The sequence below is a fragment of the Hyphomonas sediminis genome (assembly GCF_019679475.1).
GTDB lineage: Bacteria > Pseudomonadota > Alphaproteobacteria > Caulobacterales > Hyphomonadaceae > Hyphomonas > Hyphomonas sediminis.
Genome location: NZ_JAIEZP010000001.1, coordinates 1,393,241 through 1,418,472, shown reverse-complemented (window position 1 = coordinate 1,418,472; position 25,232 = coordinate 1,393,241). Strand labels below are relative to the sequence as shown.

23 protein-coding genes are annotated in these 25,232 nt (G+C 61.6%); 12 read left to right on the top strand and 11 right to left on the bottom strand.

Annotated elements, in window-relative coordinates; all coding sequences use genetic code 11:
* Nucleotides 1–13: 13 nt before the first annotated feature.
* Nucleotides 14–1,114 carry a 4-hydroxyphenylpyruvate dioxygenase gene (gene hppD / locus K1X12_RS07125; protein ID WP_220986923.1) on the bottom strand — a complete coding sequence of 367 codons (1,101 nt, stop codon included), beginning with the start codon at nt 1,112–1,114 and terminating at the stop codon, nt 14–16.
* A gap of 98 nt (nt 1,115–1,212) precedes the next feature.
* On the opposite strand from hppD, the gene K1X12_RS07120 reads away from it, so the two are divergent.
* Together K1X12_RS07120 and K1X12_RS07115 are read left to right on the top strand one after the other, a co-directional pair.
* Entirely contained in the window at nt 1,213–1,692 is a 480-nt protein-coding gene (locus K1X12_RS07120; RefSeq protein ID WP_220986922.1) for a MarR family winged helix-turn-helix transcriptional regulator, read from the top strand.
* 498 nt (nt 1,693–2,190) lie between these two features.
* Nucleotides 2,191–2,556 carry a hypothetical protein gene (locus tag K1X12_RS07115; protein ID WP_220986921.1) on the top strand — a complete coding sequence of 122 codons (366 nt, stop codon included), beginning with the start codon at nt 2,191–2,193 and terminating at the stop codon, nt 2,554–2,556.
* Between the two features lie 132 nt (nt 2,557–2,688).
* On the opposite strand, the gene K1X12_RS07110 is transcribed toward K1X12_RS07115, so the two are convergent.
* Nucleotides 2,689–3,666 (bottom strand): alpha/beta fold hydrolase, encoded by a 978-nt coding sequence (locus K1X12_RS07110; RefSeq protein WP_225907906.1) that lies wholly within the window; start codon nt 3,664–3,666, stop codon nt 2,689–2,691.
* Nucleotides 3,667–4,029: 363 nt separating this feature from the next.
* On the opposite strand from K1X12_RS07110, the gene K1X12_RS07105 reads away from it, so the two are divergent.
* The 5 genes from K1X12_RS07105 (at nt 4,030) to K1X12_RS07085 (ending at nt 8,492) form a co-directional block, all read left to right on the top strand.
* A complete protein-coding gene (locus tag K1X12_RS07105; RefSeq protein WP_220986920.1) occupies nt 4,030–4,395 on the top strand; it encodes a BlaI/MecI/CopY family transcriptional regulator in 366 nt (121 codons plus the stop codon).
* Nucleotides 4,392–6,476 carry a M56 family metallopeptidase gene (locus tag K1X12_RS07100; protein ID WP_220986919.1) on the top strand — a complete coding sequence of 695 codons (2,085 nt, stop codon included), beginning with the start codon at nt 4,392–4,394 and terminating at the stop codon, nt 6,474–6,476. The genes K1X12_RS07105 and K1X12_RS07100 overlap by 4 nt, the downstream gene beginning before the upstream one ends.
* 140 nt (nt 6,477–6,616) lie before the next feature.
* Nucleotides 6,617–7,063, top strand: coding sequence for a hypothetical protein (locus K1X12_RS07095; protein WP_220986918.1), 447 nt, complete (start codon nt 6,617–6,619; stop codon nt 7,061–7,063).
* A 15-nt stretch (nt 7,064–7,078) separates the two neighbouring features.
* A complete protein-coding gene (locus K1X12_RS07090; protein ID WP_220986917.1) occupies nt 7,079–7,888 on the top strand; it encodes a 3-deoxy-manno-octulosonate cytidylyltransferase family protein in 810 nt (269 codons plus the stop codon).
* A gap of 4 nt (nt 7,889–7,892) precedes the next feature.
* Nucleotides 7,893–8,492: a histidine phosphatase family protein gene (locus K1X12_RS07085; protein WP_220986916.1), complete on the top strand. Its 600-nt coding sequence runs from the start codon at nt 7,893–7,895 to the stop codon at nt 8,490–8,492.
* Nucleotides 8,493–8,496: 4 nt separating this feature from the next.
* Here K1X12_RS07085 and K1X12_RS07080 read toward each other — a convergent pair whose 3' ends face one another.
* Nucleotides 8,497–10,899 (bottom strand): PAS domain-containing sensor histidine kinase, encoded by a 2,403-nt coding sequence (locus K1X12_RS07080; RefSeq protein ID WP_220986915.1) that lies wholly within the window; start codon nt 10,897–10,899, stop codon nt 8,497–8,499.
* A 93-nt stretch (nt 10,900–10,992) separates the two neighbouring features.
* Nucleotides 10,993–13,614 (bottom strand): aminopeptidase N, encoded by a 2,622-nt coding sequence (pepN, locus tag K1X12_RS07075; protein ID WP_220986914.1) that lies wholly within the window; start codon nt 13,612–13,614, stop codon nt 10,993–10,995.
* Nucleotides 13,615–13,718: 104 nt separating this feature from the next.
* Here pepN and K1X12_RS07070 point away from each other — a divergent pair, with 104 nt between their 5' ends.
* Nucleotides 13,719–14,087, top strand: coding sequence for a VanZ family protein (locus K1X12_RS07070; RefSeq protein ID WP_220986913.1), 369 nt, complete (start codon nt 13,719–13,721; stop codon nt 14,085–14,087).
* Here K1X12_RS07070 and K1X12_RS07065 read toward each other — a convergent pair whose 3' ends face one another.
* Nucleotides 14,088–14,669 (bottom strand): hypothetical protein, encoded by a 582-nt coding sequence (locus K1X12_RS07065; protein WP_225907905.1) that lies wholly within the window; start codon nt 14,667–14,669, stop codon nt 14,088–14,090.
* Nucleotides 14,670–14,873: 204 nt separating this feature from the next.
* Between K1X12_RS07065 and K1X12_RS07060 the strand changes: the two genes are divergently transcribed.
* A complete protein-coding gene (locus K1X12_RS07060) occupies nt 14,874–15,989 on the top strand; it encodes an acyl-CoA dehydrogenase family protein (protein WP_220986911.1) in 1,116 nt (371 codons plus the stop codon).
* A 61-nt stretch (nt 15,990–16,050) separates the two neighbouring features.
* Here the strand turns inward: K1X12_RS07060 and K1X12_RS07055 are convergent, their stop codons facing one another.
* Nucleotides 16,051–16,575, bottom strand: a complete 525-nt coding sequence (locus K1X12_RS07055) for a type VI secretion system tube protein Hcp (protein WP_220986910.1) — start codon at nt 16,573–16,575, stop codon at nt 16,051–16,053.
* A gap of 214 nt (nt 16,576–16,789) precedes the next feature.
* On the opposite strand from K1X12_RS07055, the gene K1X12_RS07050 reads away from it, so the two are divergent.
* Nucleotides 16,790–17,989 (top strand): acyl-CoA dehydrogenase family protein, encoded by a 1,200-nt coding sequence (locus tag K1X12_RS07050; RefSeq protein ID WP_220986909.1) that lies wholly within the window; start codon nt 16,790–16,792, stop codon nt 17,987–17,989.
* A gap of 88 nt (nt 17,990–18,077) precedes the next feature.
* Here K1X12_RS07050 and K1X12_RS07045 read toward each other — a convergent pair whose 3' ends face one another.
* Genes K1X12_RS07045 through K1X12_RS07030 form a run of 4 tightly spaced genes read right to left on the bottom strand, consistent with a single transcriptional unit; the run spans nt 18,078 to nt 21,514 of the window.
* On the bottom strand, nt 18,078–18,656 hold the full coding sequence (locus K1X12_RS07045) for an ABC-type transport auxiliary lipoprotein family protein (protein ID WP_220986908.1): 579 nt from the start codon (nt 18,654–18,656) through the stop codon (nt 18,078–18,080).
* On the bottom strand, nt 18,656–19,609 hold the full coding sequence (locus tag K1X12_RS07040; RefSeq protein ID WP_220986907.1) for an MlaD family protein: 954 nt from the start codon (nt 19,607–19,609) through the stop codon (nt 18,656–18,658). Before K1X12_RS07040 ends, K1X12_RS07045 begins: the two co-directional genes overlap by 1 nt.
* 13 nt (nt 19,610–19,622) lie before the next feature.
* On the bottom strand, nt 19,623–20,390 hold the full coding sequence (locus tag K1X12_RS07035) for an ABC transporter ATP-binding protein (protein WP_220986906.1): 768 nt from the start codon (nt 20,388–20,390) through the stop codon (nt 19,623–19,625).
* Nucleotides 20,387–21,514, bottom strand: coding sequence for an ABC transporter permease (locus tag K1X12_RS07030; protein ID WP_220986905.1), 1,128 nt, complete (start codon nt 21,512–21,514; stop codon nt 20,387–20,389). The genes K1X12_RS07035 and K1X12_RS07030 overlap by 4 nt, the downstream gene beginning before the upstream one ends.
* An 88-nt stretch (nt 21,515–21,602) precedes the next feature.
* On the opposite strand from K1X12_RS07030, the gene dgcA reads away from it, so the two are divergent.
* A complete protein-coding gene (dgcA, locus tag K1X12_RS07025; RefSeq protein WP_220986904.1) occupies nt 21,603–22,586 on the top strand; it encodes an N-acetyl-D-Glu racemase DgcA in 984 nt (327 codons plus the stop codon).
* A 2-nt stretch (nt 22,587–22,588) separates the two neighbouring features.
* On the opposite strand, the gene K1X12_RS07020 is transcribed toward dgcA, so the two are convergent.
* The gene (locus tag K1X12_RS07020; RefSeq protein ID WP_220986903.1) at nt 22,589–24,487 is read right to left on the bottom strand and encodes an ABC-F family ATP-binding cassette domain-containing protein; all 1,899 of its coding nucleotides are present in this window, start codon (nt 24,485–24,487) and stop codon (nt 22,589–22,591) included.
* A gap of 117 nt (nt 24,488–24,604) precedes the next feature.
* Here K1X12_RS07020 and K1X12_RS07015 point away from each other — a divergent pair, with 117 nt between their 5' ends.
* The gene (locus K1X12_RS07015) at nt 24,605–25,222 is read left to right on the top strand and encodes a GNAT family N-acetyltransferase (RefSeq protein WP_220986902.1); all 618 of its coding nucleotides are present in this window, start codon (nt 24,605–24,607) and stop codon (nt 25,220–25,222) included.
* Nucleotides 25,223–25,232: the final 10 nt, after the last annotated feature.

Here is a 25,232-nt window from a genome sequence, read left to right as displayed (position 1 = left end):
GCTCGGGGCCATATTACACTTTTTCTTCCGTCTTCAGAACACCGCGCTCAATCTGGTCGCGCTCCATGCTTTCGAACAGCGCCTTGAAGTTCCCCTCGCCGAAGCCGTCCTTGTAGTCGCCCTTGCGCTGGATGAACTCGAAGAAGACCGGGCCGACCTGCGCCTGCGCGAAGATCTGCAGGAGGAGACGCGGATTGCCGCCCTCGGTTGTCCCGTCCAGAAGAAGCCCGCGCGCCTGCAGGCCTTTCACGTCTTCGCCATGCCCCGGCAAACGGCCATCGAGCATGTCGTAATAAGCTGCCGGCGGCGCCGTCATGAAGGGCACGCCCTTCTGTTTCAGGCTGTCATAACAGCCATAGAGATCGTCACAGATCAGCGCGATATGCTGGATGCCTTCGCCGTTGAACTCCCGCAGGAACTCCTCGATCTGGCCGCCGCCGCCCTTGCCCTCTTCATTCAGCGGGATACGGATCTTCCCGTCCGGCGCCGTCAGCGCCTTGGAGGTGAGGCCGGTGTATTCGCCCTTGATGTCGAAATAGCGGATTTCCTGGAAGTTGAAGAGCTTCTCATAGAAGTCCGCCCAATACTTCATGCGGCCGCCATAAACATTGTGCGTCAGGTGGTCGATCAGCTTGAAGCCGGCGCCCACGGGGTGCTTGTCCACGCCCGGCAGGTATTCAAAGTCGATGTCATAGATCGAAAGTTCGTTTGCGCCGGTGTCATAGCGGTCGATCAGGTAGATGATCGAATTGCCGATGCCGCGGATGCCGGGAATGTGCAGCTCCATCGGGCCGGTCTCCACCTGCACCGGCTCAGCGCCCTGCGCCAGCAGGTGGTCATACGCCTTCCGGGCGTCGCGCACGCGAAACCCCATGCCGCAGGCAGACGGGCCATGCTCGCGCGCGAAGAACCAGGCGGCAGATTTGGGCTCGTAATTGGTGATCAGGTTGATTCCGCCCTGGCGCCACAGCTCGACATCCTTGGACCGGTGCCGGGCGACCAGAGAAAAGCCCATTGTTTCAAAAACCGGCTCCAGAATGCCTTTTTTCGGAGCAGAGAACTCGATGAACTCGAATCCATCGAGGCCTGCGGGATTGTCGAAAAGATCAGCCATGGCAAAAGGCTCCGTCTTGCGCGTGTGGAATATATAGTTTCATATGTAACTAATTATGCCCGCGCCCGCAAGCCATGCCGGAAAGATTGAACCCGCCCATGCCTGAAACATCCCGCCCCTCGCCCAGCGCCTCCACGCTCAGCCTGGCCACCTTCCTGCCCTTCCGGCTGTCGGTGCTCTCCAACGTCATTTCGCAGCGGATCGCCGATCTTTATGACAGCGAGTTCGGCCTCTCGATCTGGCAATGGCGGGTGATGACCGTCACGGCAGACACCCCCGGCATCAGCGCCACCGAGATCGGCCAGCGCACGCAGATGGACAAGGTCGCCGTCAGCCGCGCCGTCGCCAGCCTGATCGAGATGGGCTACCTGGAGCGCCGCCCCTCCACCGAGGACGCCCGCCGCTCGGACCTCTACCTCACCCCCGCCGGCGCCGGCATCTATGAACTGATCGTTCCTCTCGCCAAGGCCGAGGAAGCCCAGCTGGTCTCCGCCCTGTCCGATGCCGAGCAGATCGAGCTGGCCCGCCTGATGATCAAACTCGCCAAGGCCGCCTCCCCGGACCGCGAACTCTGGTGACCCCTCCGGTCCCTGAAGTGACCCAAACTGTCCCCGAAAAGACGCAAAACGACACTGTCTGACACTGTGTGTCCCCGTTCCGTCTGAACGCGACGCGCCCCCTCTCCCCCCGGGAGAGGGCCGGGGTGAGGGCCTCCCGCCCACTCGGCTCCATCCGCACCCCATTCCCCCGTCATCCCGGTTTCGCCCCGGACTTGATCCGGGGAGAAGACCGGGACCCAGCCTTCCCCCCCCTGGGTCCCGGACATTTGCTCCGCAAATTCCGGGAAGACGCCCGAAGGAAGTGATACACGCCCATCCTTCGACCTGAGCCCAGCAAAGCCCACCCATCCTTCGACTTCGCTCAGGATGAGCTTCGTTGGCACAGCGTATTTGAGCTCATCCTGAGCGAAGTCGAAGGATAGAGCGGGCTCACCTATCCAACACATCCCCCCAGCAAACACACCACAACCCGCAATCGTATCCACCCCCCTCCGCAGGCTGACTTATACTCAGCCCATGACACCCCAGATCGCCCGCCTCTACGCCCATGTATTGCCAATCTTCTGGCCATACCTCTGGCTGCAACTGCGCGCGATCTTCAAACGGCAGGATGTCGAGCTTCGCTCCCTCCTCATCGCCGTCACCAAATGGGGCCGCATCCACATCGTCAGCGTCGGCGACCACTGGCGCGCCTACAAGAAACCCGAACGCACGAAACCCGAATGGAACGATCCCGTCTGGGAATCCGCCCTCCCTCCAAACCTCGTGGGAGCCCCGTTGGAGTTTTCCGGTAGTTTTTCGGAAGCCTCCAACACCCCACCTCCCGAAGCTCATCCTGAGCGAAGTCGAAGGATAAGCGGGCACGCCCCCGACACGTCCTGAGCCCTGCGCGCCAACCTCCGCTCATCCCCGCGAAGGCGGGGATCTCCCTCAACTCTTTCCCATCTCGCAGCACACCCCGCCGGCCACGCCCCAAAGCGTGCGTTCCGGACGCTGCTGCTGGAATAGTCCTGCCTAGCCTGCCCGGCGCCGGCGCTGGCGCAGGCCGCGCGCCACCGGCGCGTCTTCTTCCAGAGTCAGGCGCTCCACCAGCCGGGCAATGAAGGCCGAAAGCTGGTCGCGGATTTCATAGGGCGCTTCCATCGGCAGGAAGTGCGAGGTGCCGCGAATGCCGCGCATCATCAGCGACGGGTTCTGCTGGATGATCTGCGCACGAACCTTATCGGAAATCACCGAATCCCGGTTCGGCCGCATGATGACGATGGGGATCTTCTTCTCGCGCACGGTCGCCAGCGCCGCCCACGGGCGATGGCGCTGCGCGCCAAAAGTCTTCGCTTCCCATTTGGGTGTGCAGGTCAGCGCCCAGCGTTGGGTCTCGGCGTCATGCGGGCCATTGTCCGCCCGGTCGATGCCGTCGAGCAGGTAATCCGCCAGGAAGGGTTCCCGCCAGGACTGGAAGGCCCCGCGCCCATTGTAAGAGTTCAGCGCCTCGCGGAACGATCCGAACTCGGCCCGGCGCTTGCGGGCGCGCGCGGCCATCTTGTTGCGGGCAAACAGCCAGTTGAAGGGCGGGAACGCATGGTTCCAGAAATAGGTCTTGCGCGACAGGATCACCGGATCGGCCAGCACCAGGCCTTTCACCAGGTCGGGCCGTTTGCCCGCCACCAGCAGCGCCACGCAGCCGCCCATCGAATGACCGCCCAGCACAACGCCCTGCGGCGCTTCGCGTTCAAGAAACTCGATGACGTCGTCGCGGTAACGGTTCCAGCTGGAAAGCCCGCTCTTCGTCGGAATGGTCGTGCGGCCATGGCCGCGCATGTCCAGCGCGCCGATCCGTGCCCGAAGGCCCAGCGGCGCCAGCAACGACTGATAAGTCATGGCGTTGAAGCCGGTCGCGTGGATCCAGATTGCGGCAAACGGCTTGATCGGATCACCGAACTCGATGCCCGTCATCTCGCCGCCGGATTTCATCTCTTCGCGGAACCGGCGCATCAGCAGACCCCTCCGCCGCGCCGCAGCGCGCCTACACCTGATCCTGGCACCCACGTCTCCCGGTCTTGTTTTCTAATTCCCGATGGACTGCGTCCTCCGGCCTCTCCCCTGTCCCCAGCCTGCCAGACGGCAGGCTGCGCAACCAAACGGCCGGGCTTCATCAAGCTACTCCACACTACTCAGAACGTCCGGAAAAACACCCGGCTCCGGACAACACTACAAGAGCGTTTTGAGGATTTGAAGGGACGGGAAGCCGCGCAGCCCAAACAGGAAGCAGCTTACATGGAATTCATCTTCAGGTGATTGACCACGCTTGTAGTCGAATGTATTGACCACAGTCGTAGTCGATGGGAACCGCATGTCATGATTCAGATCTCCGCAGCAGAACTCGAAGTCATGGGAATTCTCTGGGCAGAACCCGGCCTTGCCGCCGCCGAAGTCCACGAGAAACTGGGCGATGAGAAAGACTGGAACATCCGCACGGTCAAAACCTTCCTCGCCCGCCTGGTCGAGAAAGGCGCCCTGACCACACGCGAAGATGGCCGTCGCTATCTCTACCATCCCGCCATTGATGAGGCCGACTACAAGGCCAAGGCCGCCGGCCAGTTTGTCGACCGGGTGTTCTCCGGCCGCGCCGCACCGCTCGTTGCCTATTTGGCCGATACGCGCGGCCTGACCAATGACGACATCGCCGAACTCGAAAAGCTTCTGGGGGAGCTGAAGAAATGATTTCCGGGATCCACAGTTCCTATTTCGCACATGCGCTGGAAGCCGTCTTTGCGGCGACCCTTCTGATCCTGCTGGTGCTGGCAATCCGCAAACCGGTCGCCCGCCATTTCGGCGCCGGCATTGCCTATGCCCTCTGGATCTTGCCGATCTTCCGGCTGGTCCTGCCGCCGCTGCCCAATCAGGCCTCTTCCCTCTTTGCCTGGCTCAGGCTGCCAGCAGCGGCGCCGGCTGAAAGCATCCACACCACCACGGAAACCACGACACGTGTCGCCGCAGAGGGCCACGCGGCAGCCTTGCCGAATGTACCGGCTGACGCAGCCAATGTGTTCGTTCCGTCCAACATCGCCACGCCGCACCTGCCGGCGGACGCACTGGCCGCCGCCCCAGCCCAGCCGCTGGACACGATGGACCTGCTGCTGATCGCCGGACTCGTCGCCCTTGCCGTCTGGCTTGCCGGCGCGCTTTTCTTCCTGGCCCGCAGCATTCGCAGCCATATCAGCTTCATGAATGTGGTCGAACGGGAAGGCATACCCGTCACCGGCGATCTGCAGGATCTTTCCATCGAAATCGCCCGCGAAGCCGGCCTCAAGCGTATGCCGCGCATCGTCACCAGCCTGATCTCCAGCGGTCCCTTCGTCACCGGCCTGTTCCGCCCGGCCGTCGTGCTGCCCGCCTGGTTTGCTGAGGATTATTCCCGCTCTGAAGCCCGCGCGGCCATTGCCCACGAGCTGACCCATGTGAAGCGCGGTGACCTTTGGGCCCTTCAAACGGCTGAGATCTTCGTTGCCCTGATGTGGTTCAACCCGTTCGCCTACATCGCCCGCCAGGCATTCCGCATTGACCAGGAAGCCGCCTGCGACGCCGACGTTCTGCGCCGTGGCCATGCCAGCCCCCACGCCTATGGGTCCACGCTGGTCAAGGCAGTCCGGATGCAGATGCCTGCCCGCATCGCTCTGACAACCAGCCTTCCCCTCACCCATGCCCTGAAAGAAAGGCTGAAACTGATGTCCTATCCTGCTCCCGACAGCCGCCGCCGCTGGATCGGTTTTGGCGCCGCCGTACTCCTGGGCACGACCGCCCTCGTTGGCACCGCGTCCATAGCCGCTGCAGGCGAGCCGGATCAGAAAAAGGATCTCAAGATCCAGAACGGCGCGCTCTGGGTCGACGGCGAAAAGGTGGATAACCGCCAAGTCATCCTGCTCAGCGATCCGGTCAAAGGCCTCGTTCCTGTTCCACCGATGCCGCCGGAAGTTCATGAGATCACGGTGCAGATGTCCAAGGACGCAGCCGAACTGACAGGTCCGGAAACCCTCGGCGCCGTGCTGGAGTTCACCGGCAGCCCCGAATTCGAAGATCTCACCCAGATGAGCGTCGAGCTGGGCCTGATGGGCGCAATGCTCGGCACTGAGGCTGCTTTTGAAAGCATCAGCATGAACTTCGCCGGCATGAGCGAAGAAGAGATCGACGCCTGGGCCGCAGACTTTGAAGCCCGCATGGAAGCAAAGGCGGCAGAAATCGAAGCCCGCGCCGCCGAGATGGAATCGCGCAGCGCCGAAATCGAAGCTCGGGTCGCCGAACGCGCCGCGATCATGGAAGCCAGGATCGATGAAGCGACCCAGAAGCGCATGATCACCATTGAGCGTCGCATGGAAGCCAATGCCGATCGTCTGGATGCTGCCCTGGAGCGCCACTATGGCAAGGACTTCGAAGCGAGGATCGAAGCCCGCGCCGATCTGATCCCCGAAATGGTGGACGAATGTGTCGACTTAAATCTGGCAGATGGCGACACCCGCATCATCGAGCGTACAACTGACGAGGGCCAGACCATGAAGATTGCCTGCGTCGCCGGAACTCAGGAAATTCTCCGCTCTGACAAGACGCTCGACTTCATCAAGGCCAACACCAGCCTGAGCGACGAAGAAAAGGCCAAGTTCAAGGAAGGCAGCGGCGAAGGCAAACGCACCTTCATCATGACCAACGGAACCAAGATCAAAGACAAGTTCACCGTCGACGGCACTGTCGCGGCACCAGCCCCACCGGCAGCACCAGAAACCCCCGCAGAACTGAAGGGTTCGGAATAGGCTCCTACTCCAGACACCCTAAGTGAAGGCAGCCCGGCGTTCCCCCTCGCCGGGCTGCTTTCATGTTTGGCGGAGCGCTTTGCGCGTTCGCCGGTTGAGGCTAGTGTCCCGGCGAACCAGAAAATCCGGAGGCCCTTCGCATGATGATCCGCTTCGCTCTTGCCGCTGCCGCGTTGGCCAGCCTCGGCGCCTGCGCCACCCAACCCGAGCCTTGCACGGCCGAATGGGTCCAGTACCGGACCGACCGTATTCTCGGGAAGTTTGCGATGGAAAATCGCGGCCTCGTCAACGATCTGCGCCAGCTGACCAAGGCTGATGGCCGCATCGATCCGATCCAGAGCATCCTGCTGGCCGCGCAGGCTGAAGACATCCAGCGATTTGCCCGGAGCTTTGAAACCGTCGTCGTGCCTGAACTGAACTCGGCGATCCAGCAATGTGGCCGACGCGAGGATTTCGTGCCCGCCTTCACCGAATTCCTGCGCCGCGAAGGCGTTCCGGATGCGTCGCTTCAATGGGTCGGCCCGATCCTCGCGCTGGTTCAGGTCGTAAACAGTGAGGGCCAGCTCGAGCCGGCGCCCTACAAGTAATCCGGACCAAGACCAATGCAGACCCTTATCGTTGTTCCCGCCCGCTATGGCTCCACGCGCCTGCCGGGCAAGCCGCTCGCCAAGATCGCCGGCAAAACCATGGTCAGCCGCGTCGCCGACCTCGCCCGACGCGCCGCCGCGCGCCTTGGCAAAGGCGCCGAGTATGCTGTGGCCACGGACGATACACGCATTCTGGAGTATTGCCGCGATAACCGCATCAATGTGGTGATGACCGATCCTGCGTTGCCGTCAGGCTCCGACAGGGCGCTCGCCGCCGCAGACGGGCTGGGGATGAGCCCGGACTTTGTCGTGAACCTTCAGGGGGACGCGCCATTCACGCCGACAGAACATGTGATTGCCGTCGTCGACGCACTGAAAACAACCGGCGCCGATGCGGCAACGCCCTACATCCGCCTGAGCTGGGCCGCGCTGGACCAGCTCCGCGCCCACAAGACTGAAACGCCCTTCTCTGGCACCACCCTGGTGAAAGATCCCAAAGGCCGGGCCATCTGGTTCTCAAAGAACATCATGCCTGCCATCCGCAAGGAAGCTGAACTCCGCAAGCTGAGCAATCTATCACCCGTGTGCCAGCATATAGGCCTTTATGGCTTCCGCCTCGACACATTGCGCCGTTACTGCGCTCTGCCGGAAAGCCATTATGAGCGCCTTGAGGGCCTGGAACAGCTGCGCCTGATCGAGAACGGGTTCACGATGCAAGCGGTGGAAGTCGAGCCCGGCAGGATCGCCATTCCCGGTATCGATACCGCTGAAGACATTGCGCTGGCCGAGCGCCTTGTGGCCGAGTTCGGCGAACCGGACGCCTGAGCCCATGGCCCGATTGTTCGTCATTCGCCACGGTAACACTTTCGACAAAGGCGACACCGTCACCCGCGTTGGCGCGCGCACGGATCTTCCGCTCTCAGTTTCCGGCCGGGAACAGGCCGCAAAGCTGGCCGCACATTTCGCGGCCACGCAGTTCGCCGCCGCGCTCTGCTCCCCTCTTAGCCGAACTCGCGAAACGGCGCGCGCTATTCTCAGTGCACGGACCGATAATCCCGCCCTATTCATCGCGCCGTTCCTTACCGAGATCGATTACGGTCCGGATGAAAACCAGGCCGAAGATCAGGTTGCTGCGCGCCTGGGACCGGCGCTGGAAGCCTGGGACGTCGATGGCACGCCGCCCCCTGGCTGGCTGGTTGACCCGGCCGCCCTCCGCGAAGGCTGGCGCACTCTTCTGCGCCGCGTGGCAGCCTTGCCGGACGACGCGACAGCGCTGGTTGTGACCTCCAACGGCATCGCCCGGTTCCTGCCGGACGTAGTGGACGCGAAGCCGGAAGGCCTTGACCGCAAACTGAAAACGGGCGCCTGGGGCGAACTGATCGTCACGCCGGAGGCGAGCGACTTACTGAGCTGGAACCAGCGGCCCTGACGCCTCAGGCAACGTCGCGCTGAATATCGAAGCGAATGGCCGATGGCCCGCCGATGGGCAGCACAAATGCAACTGTCGTGCCCTCGCCATAGATGGATGACAGCATCATCCGTCCACCATGCATCTCGGCAAAAGATTTGGTCAGTGCCAGGCCAAGACCGGTCCCTTCGTGGTTGCGATCTTTCGTCTTCGCAACCTGCTCGAATGGCTGAGCCAGACGAGGCAGGTCTTCAGGCGGAATGCCAATGCCGGTGTCCGTCACGCCAAAATAGATGTCTGTGCCGCGCTGCTCGACGCATACAGTGATCGTGCCTGCGCGGTCGGTGAACTTGATGGCGTTGGACAGCAGGTTCAACATCATTTGGCGGATGGCACGATGGTCGGCGTCGATATCCGGCAGATTTTCCTGAGCCTGAAGGACAAGATCAATTGCCTTCTCTTCGGCCTTGCGTCGGATCATCCGAATGGCCGCGTCAACCGGATCGACCGGATCGATCGGCTGGGTGTTGATCGTCATCTTGCCGGCTTCGATCTTCGCCATGTCGAGGATGTCGTTGATCATATCGAGCAGGTGCTGGCCCGACATGAGAATATCCTTGGCATATTCCACATACGACGGATCGCCCAGCGGCCCGGCAAGCTCGCTGGTCATGATCTCGGAGAAGCCGATGATGGCGTTGAGCGGCGTGCGCAGCTCGTGGCTCATATTTGCGAGAAAAGCCGATTTGGCATGTGCGGCGCGCTCGGCCTTTTCCTTCTCTTCGCCAAGCTTGCGGCTGAGCTCTTTCGAACGCCCTTCGGACCTTTCGAGGTCCAGCGCAGCGCGATGCAGCTTTTCTTTCTGCTTCTTCAGCTCGTCTTCATTGCGGACATTCTCGGTGACATCCACGCCGACAGTGATCAGCCCGCCATCCGGCGTGCCGCGTTCAACCATCTTCAATGAGCGGCCGGACCGGAGGGTGAGCAGCGTAGTGCGCGCATCTTCCTCAGACTGACGTTCCATCGTGACGGCGCCGGAGCGGGCAATGATAACGGTTTCATGGCTCATACCCGGACGCAGGGTATCCTGCAGGCCGAAATCGAGCGCGAAGGCACGGTTCCAGTAGAGCAGACGACGGCGCATATCCCACAGAGCGAAGGGGCCGTTGAAGCCCTCGATTGCGTTGCGCAGGCGCCGCTCAGCGGTCTTCACGCGGTCTTCTGCCTGTTTGCGTTCGGTTGCATCCATCATGATGCCGCCGAAAACCGTCAGTCCGGAAACCGGGTCGCTGGAAACGCTGCCACGCATCTCGATCCAACGGAGCGGAGACGTGTGTGCGACGAAAGTAAGGTGCACCCAGCCAATGCTGCGCGCCTTGGTGAAGCCTTCCTTCACATAGCCCCTGCTCTCGACCGGAACACGGTCGAGCAACTCATCCAACGCGAACCGACCCGGCGCAGCCAGACCGATCAGTTCCGAAGCGCCATCGCTGAGGAACAGGGAATTGTTTTCCTGCGACCATTCCCAATAGCCCGCCCGCGCGCCGCGCATGACAAGACCAAGGATTCGGTCGGACTCCTCATTGCGGGTTTCCTGAATGGCAACTTCGCGCTGTCGTGAAGATAACCGCCGCGACAGGCCAAACAACGTGAAGGTCGGCGCAGCGATCAGCAAAGCAAAGATTGCAAGACGCAGTATGTCTTGCGCCGTGATCAGCGGCTGGGCCGCTGTGACACAAACGGCGACGCTGCTGCCTTCAACCGGCGCGCAGGCCGAGGCAGCACGCACGCCGTCCATCGAGATGATCCCAGGCCGGCCCACGCCGGCAAGGTCCGAGACCCGCGCCAGGGAAGCATCCCCTTGGGCCACGACATTTCCATTGCCGAGAACACTGGTGCGCACGCGGCCTGCGGGCGCCGAAAGGACGTTCACAAGCGGAGTTATGGCGATCACCGGATTGCGATCGTCGGGCGCCGCAAGGAAGACAAGGTCCCCCTGGGGCGAGAGCCCGCTCGTCCAACCATGCTCAATCATTTGGTCCGCAGTCGCGGCAGCATCCCCTAGGCGCGAGCCTTCGGGTGACTGTGACGCATCCCGCAGCGTGACGATTGCATCGATGCCTTGTGTGAAGCTGGCCGTGCGGGCGCGCGAAACGCCCCCGCCCTCGGAGATGGCGATCGCTGTGACGGCAACGCTAGCCCGCGCTTCGAGCCGCGTCGCCAGCGTGCGGGCTTCACTCTGGATCTGAGCCAGACGGGCGGCTTCAGAAGTCTGTCGCTCGTCCCAGGCTTTCAGTCCAAGTGCAAGCGCCATGAGGCCAAGAATGACGGGAACCAGAAGGCCAAGCCGGCGCGCCTCAGCCTTCACCGCTGCCGGGTCCGGCGCGGCGGCTGAATTCAGCTGTGATCTGGCCTGCGACTTTGCCAAAACGAACCTGACGCAATGCTACTTCCGGGAAATGGGCAATCTACCTTCTCCCCCCGAAACATTGACCGTTCGTTAACAAAGTTAACTGTGGAATTAACCTTTGGTGTCCCCATCCAGAGCACGGTGGGCAATGTCCATCGCATTCGGCGAGAGCCCGGCCGCCACCAGCCTGCGGAGACAGGCTTCGGCTTCGGCTCGCGCCTTGGGTTCCAACAGACGCCATTGCTCGAATGCCGTCAGCAAACGGGCGCCCAGCGCCGGGTTCGCCTTGTCAGCCGCCAGGATGGTTTCCTCAACCGCGCGGTAGCCGGAGCCATCGGGCGCGTGGAACGCTGCAAGGTTCTGCATCGCGAAGGCGGCAATGACCGAGCGTACCCGGTTGGGATTGCGCAGGTCAAAATCCGGATGCGTTACGAGCCGGCGCACGTCTTCTGCCGAACCGAGGCCCGCCTGCACCGAGAACCATTTATCCATGACAAGCGCATTGGACTTCCACTGCGCCTCAAAGTCAGCCAGCGCTTCCTCGCGGCCGGGCCCTGCAGAAACCGTCAGCGCACGCAGCGCGGAAAGTTGCTCGGTCATGTTGGGGGCGTTCCTGTAAAGCTCCGCCAGCATGTCGGCAGCGTCACCGCGACCGCCCAGCAACATGATGAAAGCCGAGCGGAGCGCGCGCACAGACGCCTGCTCAGCCCCCGGATTGTAAGGCGCGGGTGAGGCTTGCGCGAGGGTGTCGGCGATTTCAGCAGCCAGTTCGACGGCAATCGACGCCTGCAGCTTGCGCCGGGCCGCCGCGAGCGCCACGGCGTCCGCCGGTTCACGCTCAAGGAAGAGTTCGCCAACATCTGGCAGACGCGTCAGGAGCGCCGCGAAGGCAGGATCCTGCAGCGCGCCACGAACAGCTTCGCCGATCGCGGCGACAAGGGCCGTATCCGGAACGGTTTGCGACCCATCGGCCAGCGTCAGGATTTCTTCCTTGATCAGGGCCTGCAGGCCATCCCAGGTATTGAAGGGATCTGTCTCCGCACGGACGAGCGCCAGGCGATCGTCGCGGCTGAGCATACGCTTCAGGCGGACAGGCGCTGAGAAATCCCGGTTCAGCGACAAGAGCGGGCGCGGCGCGCCTGCTGGCAGCTTGAAGACCAGTTCCGCCGATTCACGATCCAGCACATACAGGAAAGGCTCGGCAGCCTGCCCTTCTGCAGCGGCATGCCCGCCCTTCCCGTCCAGCAGAGCCGACAGGAGCGGCACTGGCACGGGCTTCTTCACAGGCTGGCCATTCGTCGGGCGCGTGGACTGAGCGAGCTTTACAGTCAGCGTAGCACTGGCAGCATCCCAGTTTTCCTCAACGGTGATCTCCGGCGTTCCAGCCTGCACATACCAGCGGCGGAACTGCGAGAAGTCCTTGCCCGTGGCCGCTTCAAAACAGGCGTAATAGTCCTCGATGGTGACGGCTTGGCCATCATGCCGCTCGAAATAGATATCCATTCCCTTCCGGAAGGACTCCGGACCGATCTGACGGCGTAGCATGCCGATCAGTTCGGAGCCTTTTTCGTACACGGTGGACGTATAGAGATTGTCGATCGAGGCGTATGTGTCTGGTCGCACGGAATGGGCGAGCGGACCGGCATCTTCTGCAAATTGGCGAGCACGCAGCTTGATAACATCCTTGATCCGCTGCACCGGGCGCGAGCGCATATCCGCCGAGAAGTTCTGATCGCGGAAGACCGTGAGACCTTCCTTCAGGCATAGCTGGAACCAGTCGCGGCAGGTGATGCGGTTGCCGGTCCAGTTATGAAAGTATTCGTGCGCGACAATTGACTCGATGGCTTCAAAGTCCGCATCCGTCGCCGTCGACTCGTCGGCCAGCACGTAAGCCGAGTTGAAGATATTGAGGCCTTTGTTTTCCATGGCGCCGAAATTGAAGTCCCGGACGGCCACAATATTGAACACACCAAGGTCGTATTCCCGGCCATAGGTTTCCTCGTCCCAGCGCATGGACCTCTTGAGCGAGTCCATTGCCCAGGCTGCGCGTGGCGCCTCACCTTTATCAACATAGATGCCGAGATCGACATGCGCGCCGCTAGCGGTGGTGAAGCTGTCACGCAGCACATCGTAATCGCCAGCGCAGAGCGCAAAGAGATAGCCAGGCTTTTTATGGGGGTCATCCCATTCGGCGAAGTGCCAGCCGCCGTCCATATCACCAGCCTCGCCAGGCGTGCCGTTGGACAGGAGATAGGGATAGGCCGCCTTCTCCGCCTCAATGCGCACCTTGAAGCTGCTCATCACATCGGGACGGTCGGGATAGAAAGTGATGCGGCGGAAGCCAACAGCTTCACACTGCGTGCAGAAACGGCCACCCGACATATAAAGGCCCGAAAGGGCGCTGTTAGTTTCCGGCGATATCTCGACCACCGTTTCAAGAAGGAAAGGCCCCGCCGGCGGCGTGTGGAGCGTCAAGCCGTGCTCATCGGCGGTGAAGGCGTCGCTACCGATATCCGCCAGCGGGCTGCCTTCCGGCGCCAAACGGATCGACTTCAGCTGAAGCGACTCGCCGTCAAGGCGCATCGGCCCATTGCCCGCCGGGGTCACCTTCAACGTGGCGCGCACCTGCGTGCTCGCCGGAACCAGCCGGAACTCCAGGCGGACCTCATCAATGGAGAAGGGGTAAGGCTTGTATTCGGCAAGCTTTACGGCGACGGGAGTTTCAGTGCGCATCGATCAGGTCTCCGGGAGGATGACAGGCGGTATGGGATACTGGACGGGACTGCGCCCGTCGAGGGGCCGTTGCCCGTAGGTTAGCCCTCTGGCAGATGGGGTGGATGCCGCGTCCTTCAAATTCACTTTCTGTAATTCGCCGACTGGCCGCATTTGCAGCCCTGGTCGTAGGGATCATCATCGCCCATCTCTCGCTGGTGCCGGCGGGGGATGTTCCCGCGCCGCAAATCTCCGACAAGATACGCCACTTTGCCGCCTATGCGGGGCTGGCGGCGCCATTGGCGCTGGCGCTTCACCCGAAACGGTGGCTCGCAGCCGCCATCGCGGCAACCGCGTTCGGGGTTGCGCTGGAGTTTGCGCAGGCGATGGGCGAGGCCGGACGTGAAGGTTCCGCGCTCGACGCACTGGCCAATATGCTCGGGGCATTCCTGGGGGCCGGGCTGATCCGGATCAGCGCAGGCGTTCGCGGCTGATTACTCCGCCGCTGCGGCTTCTTCTTCCAGGCGGTAGACCGAGCGCAGAATCAAGGCGCACCGGTGCGCAATCGGCCGGATCTCATCTGGAACGTCTTTCGGATTTGCGGAGGCATACTCTGCAATCTTGCGTGCCATGCGAAACAGGTCCGGCGTGTGGGAGATCATACGCGCCTGGTGTTCGACCCGGGCCGGATCGCGGTCGTACTCGGTAGCCGGAACGCGCCAGCCACTATTGGCGCCGTCATCGGTGGCAACCGCAGGATATGTTCCGGGCGTAGCCCCGGCAACAACTTGCCCTTCCCCGGTACGCCATTTCATCATACGGCGGACGACCCGCCATTGCTCCAGCATCAGCTCGTCATCATCGTCGTCTTGATCACCCCGGTCCAGCCGGTGCATGGACTCTTCGGATGCCAGCTCGTGCGCATGAAACAGACGACCAAGGCCGCAATCATATGTGATACGGAGGGGTTCATCGACCCCCTTCACCCATTGCGGCACGACCCGCTCAATCGGCACCCATGTGCCGACGGGCTTTACGTATACTCGCTGAGACTTGTGAAAAACCGCCTTCGCCATGTCCAAGATCCCCGCACGTGCGATCGTGGAAAATGCCAGAGGAATATGGCTGGGCGGTAAGCGCAATCGATCAAATTTCCCCAAAGTCACAGGTCAATTTGTTTCCCTTGGGTCACGGCTTTCCGTGCGCGTAAAGCGCGCTATGCTCCCCCATCAGCGATAAACAAGACACACCCGAAAGGGTGACTGGGAGCCTGACGCGCTATGAATTTCGATTTCTCAGAAGACCAAAAGTTCCTTGCCAATGAGGCTCGGAAATTCCTCTCTCAGGAATGCACGATGGCGCATGTGCGCTCGGTGCTGAATGATGAGAAGGTATCTCACCATAAGGAACTGTGGAGCAAAGTCGCCGAGATGGGCTGGCTTGGCACATCCATTCCGGAAGAGCATGGCGGCCTTGGCCTCGGCATGCTGGAGATGTGCGTTCTGGCCGAAGAGATGGGCCGCGCCGTGGCGCCGGTTCCGTTTGCCTCGACCGCTTACTACCTCACCGAAGCCATCAAGATCGCTGGCAACGACACGCAGAAGGCCGCCATCTTCCCGCGCATTGCCGGCGGCGAGATTATTGGCGCCTACGCAGCCAGCGAGGGCCCCGGCCACCCGACCGCCGCAACACTGAAAACCGCTTTCGACGGCAGCACCCTGAACGGAACCAAGATCCCGGTGGCCGATGGTGACATTGCAACCCACGCCATTGTGCTGGCCAAGGAAGGTTCGGGCGCGTCGCTCGTTCTCGTCGATCTTTCCGGCCCCGGCGTGACGCGCAAAGTCGTCCAGACCATTGACCCGACCCGCAGCCATGCGGAGATCACCTTCTCCGGTACGCCGGCCGAGCGTCTTGGCGGCAAGGGCGAAGGCGAAGCGCTGAACGATCAGCTGCTCGACCGCGTTGCTGTGCTGCTCGCTTTCGAGCAGGTCGGCGGCGCAACCCGCTGCCTTGAAATGGCAAACGACTATGCCAAGAGCCGCTACGCCTTTGGCCGCCCGATCGGCGGCAACCAGGCGATCAAGCACAAGCTCGCCGACATGTATGTGAAGAACGAAGTCGCCCGCTCCAATGCCTATTACGGCGCCTGGGCGATTTCAACGGATGCGGCGGAGCTGCCCGAAGCCGCCGCCGCCTCGCGCATTGCCGCATCGGAAGCCTACTGGTTTGCCTCAAAGGAAAACATCCAGACGCATGGCGGCATGGGCTTCACCTGGGAAGTCGACTGCCACATCTTCTACCGCCGCTCAAAGCTGCTCTCGGTTCAGGCCGGATCGCCGAAGGTCTGGAAAGAGAAACTGGTGCGCGCGCTTGAGGCCAAGAATGCGGCCTGAGGCTTCTGCCTCTCTTGAAATGGCCGGGCGGCAGGGCAATCCCCGCCGCCCGGAAACCGGACTATTCGCCCATGCCGGCGTTCGGAACGGGGGCCGACCAGGTCAGGCTGTCAGCGGGAGTTTTGCTGCCACCGGTGAAGACCTGGAGCGTTGCGGTCTCGTAGGAGATGTCGAAATTCTCAACGATGTCAGAGCCTTCGCCGGAATAGGTCGAGTAGTTGTTCAACACGGCGTTGTTCAGCTTCCAGACCTGACGGTTAGCCGACCCATCACGGGTCATGGTGATCTCGACCGTCGGGACAGACGTGCCGTCGATGACGTGCTTGAGCACCTTCACGGAGGACGCGTCAAAGTTGCGGGTCACGTAAAGTGCGCCGGTGTACAGCTCGACACGCTTGGGCTCGACCGGCGTGTAGGTTTCCGGATCATAGACGGGTTGCTGCGAAACACTGAAGCTGAGGCTGGTGGCAGGAATCTTGGCACCGCTGACGTCGATCTCGATGCCAGCATGCGCAAGGCCAGCGATCAGCAACGACACGGCAGTGGCCCCGATAAGCCGGCGAGATTTCGCAAAGACTTGCGACATGGTGGTGTGTCCCTTCGTTTGGCGCCCCCGGCGGAAGCCCTTTGCAAATCGCCCCGGCGCGCGACTGTCATAGGATGCCTAAATTCAGGAAGGAATATGGCGGCAGCCCGGCGACATCCGCACACGGCAAAATATTTGGGGAACAGGCCCCCGGCCAGAGCCGCCTGACGAACAGATAAAACAGAAACACTGAGGATAACGAACGGAGTGCCCGATGGACTTCAATGATACCCCCGCAGAAGCCGCCTTCCGCAAGGAAGCACAGGACTTCCTCTCCAAGCATCTGGAGCCGAAAACCGGCGCGAAACCGCGCACGGCAAACGAATCCGCACTGGCCCGCGCCAAAGCCTGGCAGAAAACCAAGGCGGAGAACAAATTTGCCCAGATCACCTGGCCGAAGGAATGGGGCGGTCGTGGCGGCTCTTCCATGGAAGCGGTCATCTGGGGTCAGGAAGAAGCCAAGTATGACGCGCCGACCGGTCCGTTCGCCATTGGTCTTGGCATGTGTATCCCGACCGTCATCGCGTTCGGCTCCGACGAGCACAAGAAGCGCTACGTGCAGAAAGCCCTGCACGGCGAAGAAGTCTGGTGTCAGCTCTTCTCCGAGCCGTCTGCCGGTTCTGACGTGGCGGGCCTCAAGACGCGCGCCGTGAAAGATGGTGACGAATGGGTTATCAACGGTCAGAAGGTCTGGACCTCTGGCGCACACTATTCCGACTTCGGAATTCTTCTGGTCCGCACCGACCCCAAGGTTCCCAAGCATAAAGGGCTGACGATGTTCATCGTGAACATGAAGCAGCCCGGCGTTGAAGTGCGCCCGATCCACCAGGCTTCCGGTGGCCGCGAGTTCAACGAAGTCTACTTCACCGACGTCCGCATTTCGGACGCCGACCGCCTCGGCGAAGTCGGCGCAGGCTGGAAAGTCGCGCTTGTAACCTTGATGAACGAACGCCTCGCCGTGGGTGGATCGCCCGGCCCTGACTGGGCGGAGATCATGGGATACGCCAAGGAACTCGGAGTACTCGAAGATCAGGCGTTCCGCGAAAAACTGGCAGACTGGTACGTCGCAGCACAAGGTTACAAGCTGACGAAGTTCCGCACACAAACCGCCCTCTCGCGCGGGCAAACGCCGGGGCCGGAAAACTCGATCGGCAAAATCATCACAGCCAACCATCTTCAGGACATCTGCAATTCTGCAATAGAAATGCAGGGCCACTATGGCATCATCAATGAACCGGAGCGGGTGGTGTTGGACGGATTGTTCCAATCCAGCTTTATGTGGGCGCCGGGTCTGCGGATCGCCGGAGGCACCGATGAGATCCTCAAGAACATCATCGCCGAGCGCGTTCTGGGATTGCCTCAGGATGTGCGTGTCGACAAGGATCTCCCGTTCGACCAGATGAAATCCGGCTGACCCCTGCGCTCAGTTGAATAAATTTGAAGGGCGGCTTGTGATCCAGGCCGCCCTTTTTCATTTCGAAAGCAGGTATGCGGACGCTTCTTCAGCTCGCCCTGGTGACTTCAGAGATAAACGCGGCGGCGTCCCGAGCGCAGGCTTGACCTGCTTCCACGAGGGCTTCGGCGCGAGCCATATCGGAGTTGCCGCGCGCGGTTGCCGTCGTGGAAATTGTGCTCTGGCGCAGAACGCTGCGTTCCTGTCCCTTGAGGATTGTCGCCTCAAGGCGGCATCGGGCGGTGGAGCCTTTGAGCGTCAGGTCGGAAATCCGCCAGGAGAATTCATAATCCGTCAGGGCGCCCGCCTGTGCCGGAAGGGCAACATTCGCTCCCTCCCCGTTTAGCAGATCAAGCAGCGCTTCCTGCATCAGGCTGGTGGAGCGATCCGTCCATTGGACCGACCGAATAATCCGCATTCCACCATTCTCGTCTTCGGCGGCCATCCAGCGGCCGGCGATCAGGCGGGAGGCTTCCGGCTCGCGTACCGTTACCGATGCCGCAAGCTGATATTCAGCTTCCATCGGCGCAAGGCGATAGAGTGCACTCGCTGGTTCGGGCTGCGGAATGACGCTGGAACATCCCGCCAAGACAACCATGGCGGCCGGGAGGATTATGGAGCGGATCATCAGCGTTTCTCCTCATAAGGTACGGCTTCGCCAACAAGCAGGGATTGGGGATTGGTCTCAATCTCCCTCAGCAATCGGTCAAACCGATTGAGGGTGATGCGCAGCTCCTTGCTCGCAAGGCCGGCATTCTGGAAGGTTTCCGTTGCGGGGCCTTCAATGATCGAGGTCGCTGCCTGAACCGCCTCGGCGCTTCGGTCGAGCGTGCCGCTGGCAGATTGGGCAACCGTGCGCAGATCCGCGACGAGAATTTTTAGATCTTCGGCGGCTGCCGTCAGATTCGTATTGGCAGAGTCGCTGAACGCGCCAAGGTCGGCAGAGGCTTTTTCGAATGCGACAGCGGCGCGCGAAACATCATCCACGGCGACTGATGCCTTGTCGATCAGGCCCCCATCGGCAGCGAGCTTGCCAGTAGCAATCTCGATATTCTTCAGCGTCGCGTTGACGGACGCGATGTTCTCATCCGTCAGCATCTTGTTGACGTTGTCGAATGTCAGGTTGGCGCGGCCAAGGGCCTGTGCGCCGCCCGCAACGATCTGGTCGACGAGCGTGCGTTCAGAGCGGATAACCGGCACCGGTTCGCCGGGGCGGGCCTCAAGCGCGCGGCCTGTGCCAGCGCTGATTTGAATAAAGGTCGTCCCTGTGATCCCGGCAAGCTGGATCGACGCGCTGGAATCCTCGCGGATGGGCGCTTCTCGGGAAACCCGGATCCGTGCCCGGACCTTCGACGGATCGGCGCGGTCGACCCGCACAGTGGCCACCTCCCCGACCTTGATGCCGATATAGCGGACCGCCGATCCTTCCTCCAGTGACACCGGCCCATCGAATACGATGTCGTAGGCCTTGTAGTCGCGCTGGAACTCCGATTGCCCCAGCCAGAGCACAAAGCCTGCCAGCAGCGCCGCCGCCAGTATGACAAGGCCGCCGATCAGCGCGTAGTTTGCCCGGGTTTCCATGGTCTGAACCCTCCTAATGCCCAGCGGCTGCCGCGCGCCCGCGCGGTCCGCCAAAGTATTCCTGAATCCAGGGATGATCGTAGCGCCGAAGCTCCTCGATCGTCCCGACGGTGAGCACGCGCTTCTCTCCGATCACGGCAATGCGGTCGCAAACCGCGTGCAGCGTGTCGAGGTCATGCGTGACAAGAAAGACTGTCAGACCCAGGGCCTGTTGAAGGTCGCGGATAAGCTTGTCGAAGGCCGCCGCGGTGATCGGGTCGAGGCCCGCCGTTGGCTCATCGAGAAAGAGCAGCTCCGGATCAAGCGCGAGGGCGCGCGCAAGCGCCGCCCGTTTCCGCATACCGCCAGAAAGGTCGGACGGGTATTTGTCACCTGCGCTCGGCGCCAGCCCTGCCATCTGGATTTTCATGTCCGCGAGGGCGCGGCGAAGGTCTGGATTGAGATCCGTATGTTCGCGCATCGGCACCATCACATTTTCCCGAACTGTCAGGTTCGAGAAAAGCGCGCCGTCCTGAAACATGATGCCCCAGCGGCGCTCAATGGCTGCGCGCTCGTCGCTGCTCAGCGTATCGAGCTGTTCGCCAAATACTTCCACCGTACCAGATGCCGGTTCCTTCAGCCCCACAACGGCGCGCAGCGTAACCGACTTGCCGCCGCCGGACGGGCCGATGATGCCGATCACTTCGCCTTTCGGAATATCCAGGCTGAAGTGATCGAGAATGACATTCCGCCCGTAGGCGACCTTCAAGTCGCGAATGCGGATGACGGGCTCGCTACTCATATGCCCATCTCCATGTAAAAGATGGCAAACAGCGCATCGAGAACAATCACTGCAAAAATCGCCTGCACAACAGAAGTTGTCGTCGCCTTGCCGAGCGACTGGACACTACCGCCGACCTGAAGCCCTTGCCGGCAGGCAATAAGCGCGACGACCATCCCGAAAACCGGAGACTTCGACATGCCGACCCAGAACTGGTCAATCGGAACCGAGTTCCGCATCCGCTCCAGGAAGACCGCAGGGTTGATATCCAATGCGCCCCAGGCAACCGTAATGCCGCCGGCGACGCCTGCAATCGTGGCGACGAAGGTGAGGATCGGCGTCATGACCAGCATCGCCAGCACGCGCGGCGCCACAAGCACGTCCATCGGCTTGAGGCCGAGCGTCTGCATCGCGTCGATCTCCTGACGCATCTTCATGGTGCCGATCTGCGCAGTGAAGGACGAGTTCGTTCGGCCCGCCAGCACGATGCCGGTGAGCACCACACCGAACTCCCGCAACATCGAAAAGCCGATCAGTTCGATCGTATAGATCTCTAGGTCAAAATCCCTCAGCGTCGTTGCGCCAATGAAGGCGACAACCATGCCGACGAAGAATGAGAGGAACGCGATGATGGGCATCGCGTTCAGGCCAGCTTCCTCCATGACCGACACAATCGAGGTCCAGCGTAGCTTCCAAGGCTGAGTTATCAGGCGGCCAATGGTGACGACGGTTTCACCGAGGAAAGCGAGGCTTGCGCGGGCTTCTTTATAGAAGTCCACGCTCCCTTTTCCCGTGCGTTCCAGCAGCGCTATCAGGCCCGTCTCCGGCGGTGGCGCGGTAGGCGCAGGCTCGGAATATTTGTGGACCTGTTCCAGAAGGCTCGCAGCGGAGGCATGTCGCCCGACAAGTCGCGGCGGCCAATCTACGCCCTTCTCGCGCCAGGTGCGGTCGATAAGATAGGCGCCGGAGGTATCGAGCAAGCCAAGGCCGGATACATCAACAGCGTCCAAACCGGCGGCAGGCACCGCATGCAGGCGGGCATCGAGCTGGTTAATGGTCGCGACCGTCCAGTCTCCGCTGAGGCGGAGGACGCGGCCTTCGTCGCTCTCTTCAAGCGCGAAGTCAGGGGCGGTAAAGTTCAGCATTCGTCTGGTCCAGACTGACCTTATTACCAAAACATGCTTAAGGACGGTCTGTGCCAAACCAAGACAATTCGTCTCTCAGGATTAACTCATGAGTCATTTACGGCTTGAAATCGCTCATATCTCGTCTCCGCTGAAGGCTTCGTTCGCCATTTCGCGCGGCGCAAAGACCAGTGCCGAGACTGTGCGTGTGTCGCTTTCCGATGGAGAACACACCGGGCGGGGCGAAAGCGTTCCATATGGCCGGTATGGCGAAACAGTCGAAAGTGTCATCGCCGAGATCGAAACGGCGCGTCACATGATCGAAACAGGTATTGACCTGCCAGCTTTGCAAACGCTCATGAAGCCGGGCGGCGCCCGCTGCGCGGTTGATTGCGCGCTATGGGACCTGGAAGCCAAGCAATCCGGCACGCCAGTCTGGCAACGCGCCGGCCTGCCGGCACCCGCCCCGATCGAGACTGCCGTCACCATAAGCCTCGACACGCCCGACGCGATGGCCGCCGCTGCAAAAGCCACCACGGCCAAATTACTCAAACTGAAGCTCGGCAGCGCAGAAGACATCGAACGCCTCAAGGCAGTGCATACTGCGCGCCCTGATGCGCGCCTCATCGCGGACGCCAATGAAGGCCTGGGCCCGGCTGACCTGCCCGCCTTGATGAAGGCGGCTGCCAGGCAAGGCGTCGTACTGATCGAACAGCCCTTCCCTGCCGGTAAAGATGACGGGCTGCTCAAGCGAGCAGGCGCGGTTGCCATTTGTGCAGATGAAAGCGCACACACCAGCGCGGATATTCAAACGCTCGCCAGAATGTACGACGCCGTCAACGTCAAGCTCGACAAGGCCGGCGGTTTCACCGAAGCCCTAGCAATGGTGCGCGCGGCGCGGGCGTCTGGCATGGGCGTTATGGTGGGGTGCATGGTCGCCGGTTCGCTGTCGATGGCACCGGCAATGCTACTTGCTCAACTGGCGGACGCGGCCGATCTCGACGGCCCCATCTGGCTGGCAAGCGACATCGAAAATGGATTGGCGTATGCGGACGGTTTTGTTTCGCCGCCCGGCCGGCTGCTGTGGGGCTAACCTCAGCTCGCCGCCGCAACAGCGCTTTCGTATTCCTCAAGCGCCACAAGCCAGGCTTCTTCCGCCTTCACCGCTTCGCTTTCCAGCTTGCCACGCTCCACCGACAGCTCCGTGATCTTCTGCGGAGACAAGCCGGACTTTGAAAGCTCGGTATCAATCGCCTTGATCCGCGCGTTTGCTTTTTCAAACGTCTTTTCGGCTGCGTCGGCCTTCTTCTTCAGTGGCGCAGCCGACTCGCGGGCCTGTGACGCGCGGCGGCGCTGCTCGGCCTTGTCTGCCGGGGCTTCTTCGACGACAGCCGCCTTGGCAGGCGCTGCTTTCTCACGGTCCGAACTCATGACCAACACGCGGTAGTCGGCAAGGTCGCCGTCATAGGGCGCAACCTTCCCACTCTTCACCAGCCACAGTTGATCAGCTGTTGCCTCCGCAAGATACACATCGTGAGTGATCAGCAAAACGGCGCCAGCGAAGTCGTTCAGCGCGTAGATCAGCGCTTCCCGGCTGTCGATGTCCAAGTGAGATGTCGGCTCGTCGAGGATCAGGATCTGCGGCTTCTGCAGGCCTATGAGGCCGAGGATCAGGCGAACCTTCTCGCCGCCTGAAAGCTTTTCGACCTTGGTTTCAACCTTCTCATGAGAGAAGCCGAGTTGTGCGGCCACGGACCGCTGCTTGGCGACAGGCGTATCCGCCGGAAGCGCCCGCATGACGTGTTCGAGAACAGTATCCCCAATGGTCAGCTCGTCGAGCTGGTCCTGGGAGAAGTATCCGATCTCAACCTTCTTCGGCATCCGGCGCTTACCCGCCATCAGCGGCAGACGTTCCGCGATGGATTTGACCAGCGTCGTCTTACCCTGCCCGTTCGTGCCGATAATGGCGACGCGGTCATCGGGATCGATGCGCAGGCGCACACCGCGCAGAATGACCGCCTGCGGACCATATCCCATATCCGCGTCTTCAATTTCGAGCAGCGGCGGCGCAAGCACGGTCTCAGAGGCCGGAAAATTGAAGGGCGCCGTGCGCTCTTCCAGCGGAATGGAAATTTCCTGCATCTTTTCCAGCATCTTGATGCGGGACTGGGCCTGACGGGCTTTCGATGCCTTGGCGCGGAACCGGTCAACGAAGGACTGCAGGTGCGCGCGGTCCTTGTCCTGCTTTGCCTTCTGGCTTTCGAGCTGGGCGAGTTTCGCCGCACGCAGCTTCAACCAGTCGTCATAACCGCCCGGCGTCACAGCGAGCTTGCGATGCTCCAGCGCCATCGTATGCGTCACCGAGCGATTGAGCATCTCGCGGTCGTGGCTGACGATCAGCACCGTGTTGGGATACCGGCGCAGATAGCCTTCCAACCAAGCGGCGCCCTCTAGGTCGAGATAGTTGGTCGGCTCGTCCAGCAAGAGCAGGTCTGGTTGGGCAAACAGGGCGCCTGCGATGGCGGCGCGCATGCGCCAGCCACCAGAGAACTCCCGCGTCGCGCGCGACAGATCTGCATGTGTAAAGCCGAGGCCCATCAGGATCTCTGCCGCCCGGGATTCAGCGGTCCAGGCGTCAATGTCCAGCAGGCGGGCATGAATGTCGCCAATCCGGTCCGGATCTGTCGCCGTTTCGGATTCCAGCATCAGCGCATGGCGCTCGGCATCCGCCTCCAGAACCACGTCCAGAATCGTCTGATCGCTCGGCGCCACCTCCTGCGCCACCCAGCCGAGCCGGGCGCCCTGTTGCAAACGAATGGGGCTGTCTTTCGCTGGCGCGGCAATCTCCTCGCGGATCAAACGCAACAGCGTCGACTTGCCCGTGCCATTGCGGCCGATGAGGCCAACTTTCCAGCCGGCTGAGATCCGCGCGGACGCGGAATCAAACAGCGGGCGGGCTTCTACCCGGTAATCGAGGTTCCTGATCTCTAGCATGGCCGGGCTTTAGCGTGCTGCGTCGCAAAAGGCACCCCATTTTCGCAATGCAGCCATATCGCCACATACGTGGTTTCCGCCCTTTTCTTGCCGTTGTGCAGTGCACAAATTGGCACCATGAGCAAACAAGGCTTCTCGACGCACCTCAAAACAGGGGATGCTGTTTACCTCCGCCCCATCGGGCCGCGGGACCGCGCGCGCGAAGTCCAGCTTATATCGGGATTTTCCGACCATTCCCGCTACCTGCGCTTCTTCACGGGCGCCAAAACAGTGCCGGACGCGGTGATCGACCGGCTGGTCGATGTAGATGGCTATCATCACATCGCTTGGGGGGCTCTCGACCTTGATGGCCCGGGCGCTCCGCTAATGGGCGTGGTCCGTGCCATGCGCCGCGGTGAAGGCGAAGTTGCCGATTTGGCTATGGGCGTTCTGGACAAGCATCACGGCAAGGGCCTCGCGCGCCTCCTGATGGCCGCCGTCGTTCATGATGCCCTTGCCGCCGGCATCACGCATTTTGTTGCCGAAACGCTGGCGGAGAACAGCGCCGCCCGAAACCTGTTCCTTTCGATGGGCGGCCACGCAACGGGCCGCGACGGCCTGGTCGTCACCTTTGAGATCAATCCGATCATCGCCGCCGAGAAGCTGGATGCAATGGTGTCGGCCGAAGCCCTTCGCGACCTCCGCGAAGCAATCGGGCCGAGGCTGCCCGCCCCGGCCCCGGTCATCGCAAGCTAATCAGCGCTCG

What these genes read in the sequence shown, in the direction of transcription:
- K1X12_RS07045 (WP_220986908.1), bottom strand. Translation starts at nt 18,656, where the DNA reads ATGATCCGCTCCATAATCCTCCCGGCCGCCATGGTTGTCTTGGCGGGA.
- K1X12_RS07100 (WP_220986919.1), top strand. Translation starts at nt 4,392, where the DNA reads ATGATTTCCGGGATCCACAGTTCCTATTTCGCACATGCGCTGGAAGCC.
- K1X12_RS07070 (WP_220986913.1), top strand. Translation starts at nt 13,719, where the DNA reads ATGCCGCGTCCTTCAAATTCACTTTCTGTAATTCGCCGACTGGCCGCA.
- K1X12_RS07050 (WP_220986909.1), top strand. Translation starts at nt 16,790, where the DNA reads ATGGACTTCAATGATACCCCCGCAGAAGCCGCCTTCCGCAAGGAAGCA.
- pepN (WP_220986914.1), bottom strand. Translation starts at nt 13,614, where the DNA reads ATGCGCACTGAAACTCCCGTCGCCGTAAAGCTTGCCGAATACAAGCCT.
- K1X12_RS07035 (WP_220986906.1), bottom strand. Translation starts at nt 20,390, where the DNA reads ATGAGTAGCGAGCCCGTCATCCGCATTCGCGACTTGAAGGTCGCCTAC.
- K1X12_RS07115 (WP_220986921.1), top strand. Translation starts at nt 2,191, where the DNA reads ATGACACCCCAGATCGCCCGCCTCTACGCCCATGTATTGCCAATCTTC.
- K1X12_RS07085 (WP_220986916.1), top strand. Translation starts at nt 7,893, where the DNA reads ATGGCCCGATTGTTCGTCATTCGCCACGGTAACACTTTCGACAAAGGC.
- K1X12_RS07060 (WP_220986911.1), top strand. Translation starts at nt 14,874, where the DNA reads ATGAATTTCGATTTCTCAGAAGACCAAAAGTTCCTTGCCAATGAGGCT.
- K1X12_RS07105 (WP_220986920.1), top strand. Translation starts at nt 4,030, where the DNA reads ATGATTCAGATCTCCGCAGCAGAACTCGAAGTCATGGGAATTCTCTGG.
- dgcA (WP_220986904.1), top strand. Translation starts at nt 21,603, where the DNA reads ATGAGTCATTTACGGCTTGAAATCGCTCATATCTCGTCTCCGCTGAAG.
- K1X12_RS07110 (WP_225907906.1), bottom strand. Translation starts at nt 3,666, where the DNA reads ATGCGCCGGTTCCGCGAAGAGATGAAATCCGGCGGCGAGATGACGGGC.
- K1X12_RS07040 (WP_220986907.1), bottom strand. Translation starts at nt 19,609, where the DNA reads ATGGAAACCCGGGCAAACTACGCGCTGATCGGCGGCCTTGTCATACTG.
- hppD (WP_220986923.1), bottom strand. Translation starts at nt 1,114, where the DNA reads ATGGCTGATCTTTTCGACAATCCCGCAGGCCTCGATGGATTCGAGTTC.
- K1X12_RS07015 (WP_220986902.1), top strand. Translation starts at nt 24,605, where the DNA reads ATGAGCAAACAAGGCTTCTCGACGCACCTCAAAACAGGGGATGCTGTT.
- K1X12_RS07055 (WP_220986910.1), bottom strand. Translation starts at nt 16,575, where the DNA reads ATGTCGCAAGTCTTTGCGAAATCTCGCCGGCTTATCGGGGCCACTGCC.
- K1X12_RS07065 (WP_225907905.1), bottom strand. Translation starts at nt 14,669, where the DNA reads ATGGCGAAGGCGGTTTTTCACAAGTCTCAGCGAGTATACGTAAAGCCC.
- K1X12_RS07095 (WP_220986918.1), top strand. Translation starts at nt 6,617, where the DNA reads ATGATGATCCGCTTCGCTCTTGCCGCTGCCGCGTTGGCCAGCCTCGGC.
- K1X12_RS07020 (WP_220986903.1), bottom strand. Translation starts at nt 24,487, where the DNA reads ATGCTAGAGATCAGGAACCTCGATTACCGGGTAGAAGCCCGCCCGCTG.
- K1X12_RS07120 (WP_220986922.1), top strand. Translation starts at nt 1,213, where the DNA reads ATGCCTGAAACATCCCGCCCCTCGCCCAGCGCCTCCACGCTCAGCCTG.
- K1X12_RS07090 (WP_220986917.1), top strand. Translation starts at nt 7,079, where the DNA reads ATGCAGACCCTTATCGTTGTTCCCGCCCGCTATGGCTCCACGCGCCTG.
- K1X12_RS07030 (WP_220986905.1), bottom strand. Translation starts at nt 21,514, where the DNA reads ATGCTGAACTTTACCGCCCCTGACTTCGCGCTTGAAGAGAGCGACGAA.